We start from the raw sequence: 16,269 nt of genomic DNA, 5'->3' as shown, positions 1-16,269 counted from the left end.
TAAACTGTTGTCATTCTGACGCAGGAAGAATCTCAAACCGAACTGCACCGAACCCACCGTTTTATCCGAGTTTTTTGTTGTGCTATAATTTGAGCCAGTTTTCCATTGTAAAGAGATCCTTCGTGCCTCAGGATGACATACTAAAAATATTACTCAACCGGTTTAAAAAACACCCAAACCTCTTCAGGTTTTGTGCCTTCAATTCCTTCCTGGTATTTTTTCATTATTGTATTCCATTCATCCACTTTTGGATTATTTAAAGTAGTTTTTGGATTCAAATCGTCTAATTTTTTTCCTTTTGGGATACTGATGATCAACATTAACTGTCTGTCTTTTTTAAATATGGCCAATCTTTGAAATTCTGCATTACAAAAGCCTTTTGATATTTCAGGCCATTTCTCAAACTGAGTTTTATGATAGTTCAGGTATTCATTTTGCATCGTTTCGTCTTTCACTAAATTGGCCGATAAAATGATGTTATCCCATTCTGCCACCGGTTTGTCCCCACAATTCTTCTCCCGCTTGAAATCGTAAAATAAATCGTCGTAAAGTTTGATTTCAGTAGCATTTAAGCGTTTTAAAGTTTGTTGTAAACTTTCAACCTTTAAACTGGAAGTATAAATGACCAATCGGTTATTCCATTTGTAAATCGCACCTGGTAGTAGATTATTTTCCTTTGCGAAAGTTTTTAAAGCATGATCTGTAGGAGCTTCGGAAGATTTAAAAATTAACTCAAAAACCACCGATTGATCTACGGCCTGATTTATTGCGCTATTAGAATATGCTGCTTTTTCTTTTAACAGGTATTGAAAGGTTTTTTCTAAACCAGCATGCTGTTTAATTTTTTCGGAAACCTTTGGACCGTTATCTTCCCATACATTATCTGGTCCGTTGGCATTTTGAAGGTACTTTTCAGCTGGTGTCCAGTTGTTTTTGATGGTGAAATATGATGAACCTTCATCGGTGTATAAATAAAACCAGTGTTCGGGAAGGTGCGCATAGGATGCTTTGTAAATGCTGTCGATTACATTTTCGGTGATAAAAGATCCGGGTTGGGCTGATAAAGTATAAATTCCGGCAACATCGTATAAATGTTTGCCATAATGATGGATCTTGTTGGCACTGATGGTATTATTCTTCATCGCATTTGGCGTCTTCGTCCAGCCCCAGCCCATGCTGATACCAGAATAAGAAACATCGCTGATTTCGTTGTGTAGAATTTTAATCCCCTGAACATAGCCCACACCGATCCCCAATGCGCCCCAGTCTTCGTTGGTTACATCGGTGATCAGGTTATTTTCGATTTTATCATCGGTCGATATTTCACGTTGATCGGATGGATTATAAGGCAAGTGCACTTCAGTCGCTTCGTCAGAAAAAGTTCCGACTAAAATGGCTGAACCTCCAATATCTTTAAATAAGTTTCCCTTAATTATATTATCTGCGGTTCCTTTTTTGTAATCCAATCCTGTTGAAGCAAGGTGTTCAAAGCGGCAAACTTCAAATGAAGTATGATGGGCATAATTCACTTCAACCGCTGAGGCTGGTCGGCCAACCCATGCCTGGTTTTCTAAAGTCGGTTTATCAGGTGTTCCGGCTTTATCCAGTTTATAGGCATCGAGCATGTACATGCCAGCCTGATGTGGCACATGACCTTGTTTGGAAGGTCTTAACCAGGTACTGTGCTCAAAAGAAATGCCCTTAAAATTTACAAAAGCAACCGGATTGTCTATTGTTCCTTCAATTTTGACCAGATTTTTTAATACCGGAGCAATTATTTCGGCATTAATCATGTTTTCTGACGCTTTAGGCCAATAATAAAGTTTATGGTTTTGCAGATCTTCAAACCATTCGCCAGGTTCGTTTAAAAATTGAATGGAATTGCTGAGGTAAAAAGCAGAATTACCTGTTTTCTCCGAAATCCATGGTGCCGGCCAGGGATGCTCGGACTGAATCCTGCTTTCGGGCTGCATGAATGATAGTTCAGCCGTATTACCCATCACTTTAACCGATTTTACGCGAAGATTTGCAATGGCCCACCATTGGTGGATCAGCATTTCCATGCCTTTAACGTTGTCTAAATTGATATTCTTTTGGAGTGGGATTTTACAGGTTTGGTTTTTGCTATCCCATGATAAAATCCTGCCCATAGCAGCACCATTATAGTTTTTTGCGCGAATGGCTTTTCGACCATTTACCCAAAGTTGGCGGAATTGCAGATCGCTCCCATCAAAGTTTGGGATATTCGTAACCCAAACTTTCCCGATGGCTTCTTTTGGCAAGCCAGCGAGGGTTCCACTAAATTTTTTCCAACCTTTTATTTTCACACCTCCACTCAATACTACTTTTTCAGTGGCTATAATTTCTGTCGTACTTTCTTTTGTCCCTGAATCTTCGGGACGGAGCACAACAGGCTCGTATAATTGATAAAACCCTTTTGTTATGATTATTGTGATGCCATTTTTAATCGAAACATCATTTAATCGACGTAATTCGCGTGCTTTTCTAATTGCAGAATGTAATGTGGCCAAGGGCTTTTCTTTTGTTCCAACATTAGTATCATGGCCATTTAATGAAACATAAATATCTACTGCATCTGCTTTGAGGTACAGCAAGTTCAGTATCAAGAATATGGTTAGGCTAATCTGTTTCATAAGTTATTTGGCTTGAAAAACCGATTTCAAGTAGCTGGTATTTGCGCTGAAGTTATATTTAACGTTAGTGGGCTGTTTTGCATCGCGGCTTCTTTCAACCACTAACCACCCGCTCCAGCCCATATCATCAAGCGTTTCTTTTACTTTATTTAAATCGATTTTAGGATCGTTTTGTAACCAAACACCATCTTCATTGCTTGCATGAATCTGAACGATATTTTTCTTGCCTAAAATCCGTAACTCTTCATGTAAATCTCTGCCGTTTTTAATGGCATTTGAAAAATTGAAATAACTTTTCACGTTTTTTGAACCGATATCTTTGAGTAATTGCAGTTCACCTTTGGCATCTAAAGAAGTCTCTATACCGATTACAATGCCAGCTTCTGCTGCCATTTTACCGGCAATTTTTAACCGCTCCACAATCGGTTCTCTCAGTTCAGGGTTTTTAACCAGGTCGCCCTGAATGCCCAATGGCAGAAAAACGACTTTGATGTTCATTGCTTTAGCCGTGTCCAAACAGTCCTGAATCATTTTTTGATAGGTCGGACGCTTTGCGAAAGATTGCGCGTAAAATCCGGTCATGGCCAATGAGCAAAACTCCAGATTCAGTTCTTTGGCTTTATCCAAATACTCTTGCCTGATTTTCGGGTCTGCCAGTTTATTATCGAAAGTTTCTCTATCCCCTAAACCACCCATGTCGATCTCTAAACCATCTGCACCAATTTCTTTAGCAAGTGGTAAAGCGCTAATTTTTTGACGTTTAAGGATCATAAGGTCAATTACCGCAACTTTATACCTGTTTTTCTTTTCTGCAGCAAAAAGTAATTGATCAGGAATCATCAAAGTGCCCGCGAGCAAAGCCGCATTACCAATAAAAGTTCTCCTGTTCTGAGTGTCCATCTGTTATTTTGTTGTACTTAATGGAAAAAGTTTTTCCAGGTTCTCAAAGCCCATTACTGCATTTTTAGGTAATTTTTCGCCTTTATCACCAAAAACATACATCGCGTTTTCCTTTTCGATGGTCACTTTGCTTTCGTCGTATTTGCCGGTTTTATCTTTAACGGCGGCACCATTAAGTTTGAAGTTCTTGATCAGGAAATCGTACAATGCAATGCGTTTATTAATGCCAAAATCATGTTTTTCATCCGGAAGATGTACATTTTCAACTTTATCTTGCACACCATAATAGCCGTACATTTTTTGGAGATACGGAAAATCATGCTGGGGTGTATGTGCTGTCCAATCTCCGCCGTCAGAAACTAATAATTGTGGTCGCGGTGCTGCCATAGCGGCCAGTTCTACATTATCGGTTCCGCCTCCACATTGGTGGATGGGCATTCCGCTTTCGCAAGGACAACCACCATAAAAATACGATGACATGGCCACCACCGGAGCGCTTAATTTAATCCTATCGTCCATAGCAGTTATTAAAATAGAGTGACTGCCGGCACCTGAACCGCCACTAATGCCAATTCTGCTGGTATCCGTTTCTTTTAAAGAAGAGAAATAATCCAAAATCTTTATTCCACCTAAAGCCTGCACGGTTTGTGCTAAACTACGGCGGTGGTCTTCATATTTAAACTGGAGCATCGATTCGCCCCAGGCAAATAAATCATAGCTGAAAGCCATTGCTCCCATCCTGGCGATGGTGGCGCAACGGATCTGGCAATCGGGTCTGTAGCGTTGCTTTTCCCAATGTCCATCCGGACTTAACACCATCGGGATTTTTCCCTTAACATTTAATGGTTTGTAAAGTGATCCGTTGATCCAGACACCAGGCAATATTTCTAAAGCAATATTTTCTACTGAATACCCATCAAAAACTCTTTTTGCCGTGATAATCGGTTTTGAATTAGGTTTTGCAGGCAAAGGTGATAACATTAAGGCCTGATAAAGTTCAGGTTTGATTTCCCCTTTGCGTTTTTCCCAGCTGGCTTTATCGTGGTATTTTGTCGCCAGCGTATCAAGATAAGCCCAGCCATCCTGCACTTCCCAACGGTAATATTCGTATTCTTTAAGTTTGTAAACGCCGGGTTTTTCCTTGTTTACTTTCATATCCAATGGCATCAGCACATTGGTTAGTGTTTCATCTACATCGGTACGGAAACGCCATTCTGCATAGTTCACCCATTTATCTTTTACCTGAGGCTCCGAATACTTAATCTGTACTTTAAATCTGGTTTGGATCTCTTTAAGGACATCAACTAATGGTTTTTTGTAGAGGTTGTCGGTGTTTTGGGTTTGGGCGGAGAGATTTGTAAAAGCGAATAAAAGGAAGACAAAGATGAAAAACTTAACTTTTTCTGTCGGTTTTATGATGGCTTCCCTAATATTGGCAAGATTAACTAAATTAGAGTCCATGCATGAACGGTCGTCACCCTTAACTTGTTTCAGGGTCTTAATAGCAATGAGGCCTGGCATGAAAGATGCTGAAATAAATTCAGCATGACGAACGCAAAAACAACTGTCGATAAAAGATTTCTCGGCTACATTGCATTCCGCTCGCAATGACGTTTTTTTTATATTTCTCATGGCTCCTCGTTTTTAGTTTCGGTAATTACCGGCGCGGTATAACCTTTCAGTTTTGGCCAAACACCATTTTCAATTCTCTTTAGTTTTAATTTTGATGGATCTACCACTACATGTTTGATTTTTTCTCTTCTCCAGGTGTAAATGAAGTGTAGCAAGCCATCGCTGGTCTGGATAACTGCCGGATAAGAATACTGACTGATCGGCGAATCTTCTAAAATCAATGCTGCGTACCATTCTTTTCCATCTTTAGAAATGGAAACATTTAATGGTGTTCTTGGTCCTTTGGCTAAATCGCCCGGAGGCAATACATGGTTGTACACCAAAACATGGCGACCATCTTTCATGGTTACGGCATCCGTTCCCGAATTGTTATTTGGCAGGGATGTTTTGGTTAATGGCGACCAGGTTTCTCCGTTATCTGTAGACCACGATTCGACAATTGCCCTATTGGCAGTTCTGGCTAAAATCTGCAGTTTGCCGTTTTTATGCTGTAAAATACTGGGTTGAATGGCTTTGATTCCATTTTCGGGCAAAGGACCAATGGTTCTCCAGGTTTTGCCATTGTCTTTGGTTACTTCAAAATGGATTTTCCAGCCGTCGCCTTCTTTGCTTGATGGCGCAAAAAGATTCCCATTACTTAGCAAAACTGGTTTATTTTTAACCGGACCGATATAGCCATCAGGTAATTTAGTGGCATCCGACCAGGTTTTGCCACCATCTTTTGAAGTTCTCATCATACCCCACCATTCGGAAGGTTTAGGTCCGATTTTATAGAATAATAACAGATCTCCGCCGGGCACCTGATATAGAACTGGATTCCAGGTTGGTAATCGCTTACCTTCAGGTTGGATACCATTAGCTACCGAAACCGGTGCTATCCATTTTCCATCTACAAAACGGCTGATGTAAATTTCAACATCGGGATTACGCTCTTTTGTTCCCCCAAAAAATGAAGCGACTAAACCTGTTGGTGTTTCTGCTATTGTTGCAGAATGGCACGATGGAAATGGCGCTTTATCGTAAAGGAATTCTTGTTTTACAATCCCGGTTTGCCACTTTTCTACCTGGGCATGAGCGGTAATTACTGCTACGAAAACAAGTCCTAATGTGATGTATATTTTTCTTTTTAACATAATTATTTCATTAATCTACCCGCTGGCGTCATTCCCAGCTTGACTGGGAATCCTACTGCATTAGCACTGCATATCCTTTGCTTTAAGATTAGCTTCGCTGAGCACTGCGTGGTTCCCGCCTGCGCGGGAATGACGATTTGGCTAAATAAACTGCCTACTGTTTAGCTGCTTTCTCCTCTTTTATTTTTTTAGTATACGCACTGTAAAGCGCTCTCCAGCTGCGTCCATTGTTATTGAGTAATTGTTCTGATTTGGTTTTGTAAATTTCGAAAATTGCAGAAATTTCTTTCATACTTTTATAATCTATAGCTTGCTCACGGGCCTGTTTTAAGAAAGATAAAATTTTTGCTTCTTCATCTGCCGTTAAATCAGGAACGATTGCTTTATAACCTTTCATCGTAAAAGCAACCTTTCCGATGGTGTATTTATCCAGAATGGTTTCCAGCTGTTCTGGTGTGAGGTTTTTTCTTAAGTCGTTTATTAAAGCTTGATGCACAGTTGAAGGCATGGCAGAATCGGCAATAATTTGTTTATCCAGATCGCTTAATTTGTTTCCTGTAACCGGATTAATTCCATCAGGAACAGTTGAAGATGGATGATCGTTGTGCCAATCTCTAACGGTGGTTAAATGAACCATAATGGTATTTTCTACCGCAGATTTTTTAGTAGCATCGGTTAAATTCAATGCAGCCACCCATTCTTTTGCCTTGGTTAAAATTTCTTCGGGTACCATAACATCTTTGGTTTGACTGAAAGTATTTACTGTGCTTAGTAGTAACGTCAGCAGCATAAATGGTTTAAAAAATTTTCTCATAATTGTATTTTAATTTCTGTTTCGGTTTGTGAAGACACAAACCGAGGCTTGTACCTGTAATCGTCTTTCGCCATGGTTAGTGTCGCCACGAACCATTATTTTATTTCTTCTCCACCACAAAAGCATAATCTCCCGAGCCAATTTCATAAACGGCTCTATTGTTTTCCATTTTTATAAATTTTAAATCTTTAACTGATTTTATCTTTTCTGAAACTTCACTTCTACTATTTGCAGGAATATACACCATTGCCGTTGTATTTGCGGGTATGGTTACATTCCATTTAAATTGATCTGCTGTTTTGGTATAACTACTTTTTATCAGGCCATAAACCGAATTATAGCTTGCATTTACAGAATTTAAGCCGTTAATCATTTCAGGTTTCATCGTAATCTTTTTGAAAGCAGCACTTTCAGATTTGATTCCAGCCAGGTTTTCGTAATACCAGATTAATAAATCACCCAACATCATCACATGGTTTTGGGAATTCATTTTTGGGTCGGCGGTATTTCCATTCCACAATTCCCAGATCGTAGTGGCACCATTTTCGACCATGTAACCCCAGCCAGGATAAGTTTTTTGTGTGGCCACTGTATATGCTAAATCTGGTCTGCCATAATCGTTCAAACAGCGCATTAGCCACTGAATACCCACCAACCCATTGCTTAAATGTCCTTTATTGGTTACTTCGACTGTGTTCGTGATGTTTTTAAAAACGGTCTCTACTTTATTTTGAGGAACCATCCCGAAATAAAGCGGAATGATGTTATCAGTGAATGCATTTGAAGCATAATAGCCTTCTTTGTTATAATATTTTTGGTTGAAAGCATCTTTGATCTGATTCCCCAAAAGCTCATAGTTTTTTACATCTTCTTCGTTGCCGATAGCTTTCCCAAACTGGATCATCAACTGGGTAAAATGATAATAATAAGCCGTAGAAATTAACTCGGATGGGTATTTTTTATCGGCACTCTTTCCTCTTCCAAACTCAATGGTAACTGGTGGCATACACCAATCGCCATAACTGTCTTTGGTGAGGATGTAATCTTTCATGTAGCGATCTTGCATGTAAGCCAACCACTTTTTCATTGCCGGATAATTATCGCGAACAGCAGCAACATCGCCCGTTTGTTTATACAGCATTTCTGTAACCAAAAGCATGGCCCCGGGCCAGGTCATGTTATCACTGTAATACCTCCAAAATGCAGGCGCAACATCAGGAATAGCACCATCTTCTTTTTGCGAATTCCGGATATCCTGCAGCCATTTTGCATAAAACCTGCCGTTATCAAAAACGAAATTTTCTCCGTAAGCTACCGCACCCCTATCGCCTAGCCAGGGCATACGCTCGTTACGTTGCGGACAATCAACCGGAATGCCTTTATAACTGCCTGCAATTCCCCACCAGGCATTCTTAAAAATCTGGTTCGTTAACGCATCTGAAGTTTCGAAGGTTCCGATCGTTTTGATGTTATCGTAAATCATTTTTCCTGCGAAATCATTTATAGAGGGTTCATAACTATATCCCGAAAGCTCCACATACCTGAACCCGCGGTAACTAAAAGTAGGTTCCCAGGTTTCCGTTTCTCCCCCTTTTAAGGTATATAAATCGGTGCATTTGGCATTGCGGAGATTTGCGGTGAAAAGCTCACCATTCTCCTGTAACGATTCTGCAAAGCGCAGTTTAATCTGTTTTCCTTTTGCCCCTTTTATCTTAATTTGCAACCAACCCACCATATTTTGCCCCATGTCGAGGATATACCTTCCACCGGCTAATTTTGAAATTGAAACCGGTTTTAGTGTATTCATTACCCTCATATTTTCGTTCATCTGCGCTTCAATGGTTCCTGTTGGCTCCTGCACAAATTCGGCTTTTGTCCATTTACTATCGTCGAAACCAATTTTGTTCCAGCCAGTTGCTTCTTTTGTGGCATCATATTCTTCTCCATCGTATTCGTTATTGGCCCTGATTGGTCCATCGGCGGTGCCTTTCCAGCTATCATCGGTATCAATATTGGCTGTAGTCCCATCGGTGTATATAATATTGATGTTCAGCAGCATTTTCGGGAAGCCAAATGTTTTGATTTTATATGGTTTTTCATTTTGCCGCATGGCGAAAAACCGGCCATTACCCAAAATTGTACCGATTGCATTTTTACCATTCTGAATATAATTGGTTACATCATAGGTATTATACTTTACATTTTTGGTGTAATCGGTTGGCGATGGCGACAAGACGTCTTCTCCTACTTTTTTACCATTGATATAAAGTTCATATAAACCTAAACCAATAATCGACGCCGTGGCAGATTTGATCTGTTTGGTGCTCTGAAATTCTTTCCTGAAATACCTGGCTGATAAACGCGAATCTGTTTTAATATTATCCCACGGAAAAGCCCTGTCGAAACCAATCCATCCTTTGGGCCAATCTTTATAATAAAGCAAACCCATCGAAAAATAGTTGTTTGCCGACCATTCACTTTGTCCCACATTAGTCCAGGTTTTTACTTTCCAATATGCTTTTTGCCTGCTATTGAGTGGTTTTCCATTATAATTAATATGAATTGATTCTGATGAATTTACTTTGCCAGAATCCCATATATCGCCTTCATTTGCCTTTAACTTTTCCGCAGATGAAGCAACCAAAATCTGATAAGCGGTTTGTATTACATTACGCTCTTTGGAAATGATATGCCAGGCAAACCTGGGTTTTTGAACATCGATTCCCAAAGGATTTTCGAGCATCTCGCAGGTGGTATGCTGCAAAGCAATTTGTGCCACCACTTTTGAAAAGGGTAGTAAGCAAATGCTGATGATCGATATGTAGGTTTTAATGTTCATTCACTTCCAGGTTGATTACACTTACTTAGTTATTCTTTATTTGCTCCCGCTGATTTCGGAGATTTCCGCAGACCAACGATTCCCTCATCTGCGTAAATCCGCCTTATCTGCGGGCTATTTTTTCTTCTTTATTTTGCGAAGACTTAGCGTTCTTTGCGGTTAATCTACAACCCCGAAAAATCAAAATACAGCGTCATATTCAATGCCCTGGTCGGGTCTTTATCAAAATCATAAAATACATGTTTCATTCCCATTGGTCCGGTGGTTTCTGGTTTCTGTGTTTTAGTGCCAATTGCCGAAATGCCATTCATAAAAGAAATATCACCGTTCGGAAAGGTCGGATTCATGTTATCATATTCGGTATCTTTTGATTTTTTTGGCGTGAATAACCTCAAAAACACATCTTCACGATCGGTTACCACTTTAAAAGATTGCTGTTTGCCAATAAATTCGCACCAGTACATGTTCGAATAATAACCTTTAAACTCGGGATATTGCCAGGGCGCCTCGCCAGTAGCCGAGTTGTTGTAATCCTTTTTCCAGATCCCGAATTGGGTACCTTTCATTCTGTTTTTCCAAACACGGTACGGACCGTTTCCTTTATATTCCACTGCTTTGATTTCAGTCTCCGGATAAGAAAAATTAAGGCCTACGAAAGTGGTAAAGTAAGCTGAAGGAAAATATTTTACTTCCATTTTTAACCAACCTGATGGGTAAATGGTCCATTGTAAGGTATTCCAACTTTCTTTTTTATCGAATTTTGATTCAATAACCAAATTTTCTCCATCCATTTTAGCTGTAAAATTTTTAAAGTTATTTACGGCATCTTGTAAAATAGGACCATTAGAAAAAGGAATTACGCCTTTAGAATTTGTAACTTTCTCCAACATTCCATCATGTTGATTTATTGTAAATGTCAAATCATTTACAGAAATCCAGAACGTCTCTCCTGTATCCCAGGATTTTACTTTTGAAGTTCCGGTTTTTACCACCAATTTCTCTGCATCATCCTTTGGCAAGGCAATTGGGAAACTCCAGGTAAATAATTCTTTGCCATCTGGTCCGTTTACGGTAAGGTAAAGTGCATCAAAATTTCTCCAATCAGCAGGAAGATTGATTTTTAATTTTCCTTTTTCAAAAGGTTTGATATCTGGCGCATCCGCTTTTCCTGTTTTGAATTCAGCATCCTCACCTGCTTTTAGTTTTTTCAATTTCCAGCTGAATGTACATTGATTAAGATTAGTGAAAGCATAACGGTTTTCGAGCAGGAATGAACCATCAAATCCAGCGGTCATTTCTCTTTTTTCTACAAAAACCGGACTCCAAACTTCTTTAATGGTGTAAAAACTGCCTTCTTTTTCGTGGTATGGACCAACAATCCCATCAGGGCCATGATTACCATCAGTATCCAGTTCGCCGTTTTTATCGGTACGCACTACCCCCTGGTCGGCGAAATCCCAAAGAAAACCACCTGCCGAAAGTGGATTGTTCCACATGGCATTCCAGTAATCTTCGATCCCTGCACCATGACCTCCATCCCACATGCCATGCAGAAATTCGGTAGGCATTAAAATTTTATGTCCGTGATCGTAGTTACCAATTCCGTAATTAAATTCGCGGTAATGTGTGGTTTCGAAACCGCCAAAAACCTCCCAGGGATGAATTAATGGGCGCTTTTGTATATCTTCTTCAGCAAAAAGATGATCCAGTTCCCGGTTATGTCCACCTTCATTTCCATTTGCCCAAAAGATAATCGAAGGATGGTTTTCGTCATTCAACATCATTTCTTTCATCAATTTGGTACCCGTTGGCGTATCGTAGGTGCCATGCCAGCCAGCCAGCTCGTCCATTACAAACAATCCCAGCGAATCGCAAACATCCAAAAAATGACCATCAGGAGGATAATGCGACATCCGAACGGCATTCATGTTCATTTCTTTCATCAATAATACATCGGCAATGCTGATTTTTTTACTCGTAGTACGGCCTGATGATGGATAAAAAGAGTGACGGTTTACGCCTTTAAATTTCATTTTCACTCCGTTGATATAAACACCATCACGTTCTTTTACTTCAACGGTTCTGAAACCTATTTTTTTAGAAAGCTGATGAATTTCCTTTCCATTTTTGATCAATGTAAATTGAGCAGTATAAAGATTTGGAAATTCCGTTGACCATAATTCAGGATTAGAAAACTGATGGTCAAGAGTAATATTTTGAGCTCCCTTTTTTATTGAAGTGTTAAACCTATCGCCAAAACGTTTTCCATCTTTCGTAAAAAGTTCTACTTCAACTTTATCCGCATCTCCAGTGTAAGCTAATTTCGCATCGAAATTTCCATTGGCTTTGGCATCAATCTGAATTCTATCGATATGTGTTAAAGGTACCGATTCAAGATAAACAGGTCTGAAAATACCACCAAAAATCCAGAAATCAGCTTTACGTTCGGCTTCGTTAACAGATTGATTGGCAGAATGCTTGGATACTTTCACTTCTAGTAAATTATCGCCTCCAAGTTTTATTAATTTCGAAATATCATATCTGAAAACATAAAAAGATCCCTGGTGTATTTCTCCGGCTGATTTTCCATTTATTTTTACTTCGGTATCAGTCATCGACCCCTCAAAAACAATATTGATTTTCCTGTTTTTCCATTGGGTAGGAACTTTAAAACTGTATTTATAAAGTCCTTGTTCTTTGCCTTTATTCTCTTCTTTATTGAAACCGTAATTGTATTTTCCGAAACCCTGTAATTCCCAGTTCGAAGGTACTGGAATGGTTGTCCACTTGCCCGAATTAGCACCGGCGGTACAAAAGAAATCCCAGTTAACGGTATTGTCGTTCCCTGTTCCGGATAGATATAGTTTTTCTGTTTGCTGTGCCTTTACGCTACAGAACATTATTGTTAAACACCAGAAAAGTATAAATCTGAGTCTCATTAATTGGTTTTAAATTGTTTGGTTAGCGGATTATCGGTTCTGAATGGCAATGCGGGTAAACCATTACTGTAAAAATTTCCGGTTGGATTTTCGCTCCAATTGTAACGCACGGCTACCGGGTTTTCGATCTCTTTTGCTGAAACAACAACTTTTCCATTTTTAACAATAGCCTCAGCATTAACGAATTTACCCTCTTTTCCGGCAATTGTAAATCCAGTGATGGAAGATAAATGATCAGTTTTCAAATAATCAAAATCCAGGGTTGCCTTGTCCCCAACAAAAGAAATACTTTTGTAAACGGGACCTGAAAAATCTATTTTTTGGTTGTAGGTTTTACCTAAAGCCAATAGCGCTAATCTTCTGCCTACTTCCCATTTATAGGTTGGATGCAAATCTCCACCGTTATCATTCAAATCCGAAGTGGAAATCATGCCGGTATTTGGCAAGCGCAAAAGCTGCTGTTGAGCCTCCCAAAAGTTGGGTTCTGTGTCAGCTGTTAAGATAATCTTATCGCTTTTTTGCTTACTGTAATCATAAGGAGCAATTTGCACATAATAAAAAGGCAACTGCTCGCCCCAGGTTTTACGCCAAAGGTTTACCAATGTTTTTAATTTGTAGGAATAACTGATGTTTTCATTCAAAAAACAGTTTGTTTCGCCCTGATACCATAAAAAACCACGGATTTTGAATTTCGCAAGCGGCTCAATCATTGGTGTATAAAACTTTCCGGGGTCATTGCTAACTTTTTTGTCTGTAAAATAGGTTTCCTGTGCAAAAGCTTCTGGTGCTACCCAGGGTTCGATGGCGCTACCAGAAACGGCAGAAGAAATCATGCCAACAGGTACACCCAATTTCGCCTGAATTTCTTTAGCGAAGAAATAGCCTACAGCCGAGAAAGCACGTAATGCTGAATCTTGTGCCACTGCCCAGCTTTTATGAGTGGAATCAGGTTTGCTTAATTGCTTGCGATTTACCAGGAAAATCCTGATTTGTAAATTTTTAGCTTTTTCCACTTCGTCATACGGGAAACCCAGTTTTTCATTCTTAGGCTTAGGAATTTTCGCCAGCTTTCGCATTTGATATTCCATATTTGATTGTCCGGAGCATACCCAAACTTCGCCAACCAAAATATTGGTTAATTCAATTTTGTTTGTACCTGAAATCGTCATCGATTGTGGTTTAGCTGATGTTTTTAAAGGTGTTAACATAACCGACCAGTTTCCGCTTTTATCGGTAACTGCTTCTTTTCTCTGCCCCGCAAAAGTAACCTCTACTTTTTCATTTGGAGCAGCGTAACCCCAGATATTAATGGGTTTATCACGTTGCAAAACCATATTGCTCGATAAAATTTGTGGCAATAGGATTTTTGCGTTGGCGGTGAAGGAAAAAATAGTAATTATCGTCATTGCGAGGAGGCACGACGAAGCAATCTTTTTAGCCTTACGCAAAGATTGCTTCGTTTCGATGAAAAATCGAAAACTCGCAATGACGATATTTCTAGTAAAATTGTGCATCTAAAACCTTTCCGTTTTTAAATATTTAATTGAATAAACTGCCTCTTTTGTCGATTCCCCTGCATTTTTAAGATCATAAGTCTGATCGGCTGGAGTGTCTATATCAGGAAAACGGCGGACATCGCCGGTACGGAAAACAATACGTGAAACATCGGCCACAGGCTGGAAAGCCAAACTGGTCAGCACCTCTTTTCCGTTGACAGTAATCGTATAGAACCGCGTAAAGGCATCTAACTTCAGTTTGATATCGTAGTTTTTGCCAGCATCGTACTTCATGAAATTTTTATAACGTGCTCCGGCTTTTGCACTTAGCGTTGCAGCGCTATCAAAAGTCAAACGAACGGTAGCGGTTCCTTTTGCATCCTGTAATTCAATTTCCAATAATCCAAAGTCCTTCTGCTTTGGTGTAACCGAGAATGAAGTAATGATTTTGCGGGATGCAGGAAACAATCTTTCGGCTTTTGCATAATCAAATGGGTCTTTATCTTTTAAGATTAAAGCTCCATCCTCAACTTTTACAGGTGCCCAAAGCGGACTGTATATGTTCCACATTTCGAGTGCTTTATCTTTTGATAATTTGCCGAAATCATCATTTACATGCTGCTTTGCCTTATCATTAACCGGCACAGGAACCGAAGAAATCCAGATATCTTCTTTGTTCATACTATAGGTTACCCATAATTTACCGTCTTTCGGCTTTCCGTTTCCTTCTTCAATGCCACGCACATATTGCGGACCATACGACTTGTAATTGCCGCCATAACGCATCGGCGTAATTTCGCCATTTACCAACAATAAATTGGTATAATCCAGGCCATTTTTACTGGTCGAAATGGCTAAAGGCCATCTATATTCTGAAGGATTATATACGGTGGCATAATTGCCATCCGAAGTTTTTTGCCCCCAGATTTTGGCATTGCTGTTGACAAAACCAGGCGCACGCGAAGCGTTTTCAGGCCAGCTTTTGCCATTATCGGTGCTGATTGCGGTTAGGGCATTTTTCCATAATCCCACCACTCTGCCATCTGGTAAATGATAGTAGCTGAAAGCTTTATATTGTTTCTGTAAGGTAATTAAAGGATCTTTTCTATCTGCTTCTTCATTCCATTGCTGCGTCATTAACCTATTTGACAACAATTCATTACATGCTTCAATGAAAGTTTTACTTTTGCTTTTGGTGTATAGCGGGTATTTGGTGTTTTTCTCTGAATAACCGGGATTGTAATGGATAAAATAAATCGGACCATATTTTCCATCGGCCTGAATCTCCCTTACAGCCCTACCGATTCCATGCCCGTCGTTCGGATCATCTTTTGCATCGAAACTAATGGCATAAAACCCCAGAACCAGAAATATATTTTTGGTAGAAACATAAAAACCCATGCGTTGGTGCATCACGGCATCCAAATCTTTCGCTACATCGGTTCTACCCTCTTTTGTCGTTCCATCAGGAATGCGGTAAATTGGGAAAACCACTTCAGGTTTGGTCCAGGTGTAACCATCTGTTGAAGATTGTACTAAAGTTTGTCCTGGCGGGATGCTCTCGCCTACTTGATCACTTAAATATTCGATATAAAATTTGTTGTTCCAATAGGCTAACATTGGTGCGTGGTTGTAAGTCCAGCCAAAGTTTTCGGCAAGTTCTGGGTGTTCGCGGTTTGCCCTAAACGTTTGGATGCTGTGTACGCCCATCACCGGCGAAAGCTGCCCGTGGTGATAATCGGCATTAACCAGAGTTTTACCTGTATAACGCACGGTATCCTGCGCCTGCGAGGATTGTATCGCAAGTGCAAATGGCAGGGTTAAACAAAGTATTTTAAATGTATTCATGTTTATATTTTGGT

Annotated in this window: 9 protein-coding genes; all 9 read right to left on the bottom strand. The window is 39.7% G+C overall.

The window, feature by feature from the left end:
- Window positions 1-149 precede the first annotated feature (149 nt).
- Window positions 150-2,654 (bottom strand): L-rhamnose mutarotase, encoded by a 2,505-nt coding sequence (locus FFJ24_RS08215; RefSeq protein WP_138821012.1) that lies wholly within the window; start codon window positions 2,652-2,654, stop codon window positions 150-152.
- 3 nt (window positions 2,655-2,657) lie between these two features.
- The gene (locus FFJ24_RS08210; RefSeq protein ID WP_138821010.1) at window positions 2,658-3,554 is read right to left on the bottom strand and encodes a sugar phosphate isomerase/epimerase; all 897 of its coding nucleotides are present in this window, start codon (window positions 3,552-3,554) and stop codon (window positions 2,658-2,660) included.
- A gap of 3 nt (window positions 3,555-3,557) precedes the next feature.
- A complete protein-coding gene (locus tag FFJ24_RS08205) occupies window positions 3,558-5,186 on the bottom strand; it encodes an acetylxylan esterase (protein WP_246862770.1) in 1,629 nt (542 codons plus the stop codon).
- The gene (locus FFJ24_RS08200; protein ID WP_138821008.1) at window positions 5,183-6,319 is read right to left on the bottom strand and encodes an exo-alpha-sialidase; all 1,137 of its coding nucleotides are present in this window, start codon (window positions 6,317-6,319) and stop codon (window positions 5,183-5,185) included. Before FFJ24_RS08200 ends, FFJ24_RS08205 begins: the two co-directional genes overlap by 4 nt.
- 154 nt (window positions 6,320-6,473) lie before the next feature.
- Window positions 6,474-7,133: a DUF3826 domain-containing protein gene (locus FFJ24_RS08195; protein WP_246862769.1), complete on the bottom strand. Its 660-nt coding sequence runs from the start codon at window positions 7,131-7,133 to the stop codon at window positions 6,474-6,476.
- Between the two features lie 100 nt (window positions 7,134-7,233).
- Window positions 7,234-9,972 carry an alpha-L-rhamnosidase gene (locus FFJ24_RS08190; protein WP_168202413.1) on the bottom strand — a complete coding sequence of 913 codons (2,739 nt, stop codon included), beginning with the start codon at window positions 9,970-9,972 and terminating at the stop codon, window positions 7,234-7,236.
- Between the two features lie 164 nt (window positions 9,973-10,136).
- The gene (locus tag FFJ24_RS08185) at window positions 10,137-12,911 is read right to left on the bottom strand and encodes a glycoside hydrolase family 2 TIM barrel-domain containing protein (RefSeq protein WP_138821007.1); all 2,775 of its coding nucleotides are present in this window, start codon (window positions 12,909-12,911) and stop codon (window positions 10,137-10,139) included.
- Entirely contained in the window at window positions 12,911-14,269 is a 1,359-nt protein-coding gene (locus tag FFJ24_RS08180) for a sialate O-acetylesterase (RefSeq protein WP_246862768.1), read from the bottom strand. Before FFJ24_RS08180 ends, FFJ24_RS08185 begins: the two co-directional genes overlap by 1 nt.
- 156 nt (window positions 14,270-14,425) lie before the next feature.
- On the bottom strand, window positions 14,426-16,255 hold the full coding sequence (locus tag FFJ24_RS08175) for a six-hairpin glycosidase (RefSeq protein ID WP_138821005.1): 1,830 nt from the start codon (window positions 16,253-16,255) through the stop codon (window positions 14,426-14,428).
- Between the last annotated feature and the right edge of the window lie 14 nt (window positions 16,256-16,269).

This window comes from Pedobacter sp. KBS0701, assembly GCF_005938645.2.
In the GTDB taxonomy this organism is placed as follows: domain Bacteria; phylum Bacteroidota; class Bacteroidia; order Sphingobacteriales; family Sphingobacteriaceae; genus Pedobacter.
This window is presented reverse-complemented; position numbering and strand designations above follow the sequence as displayed.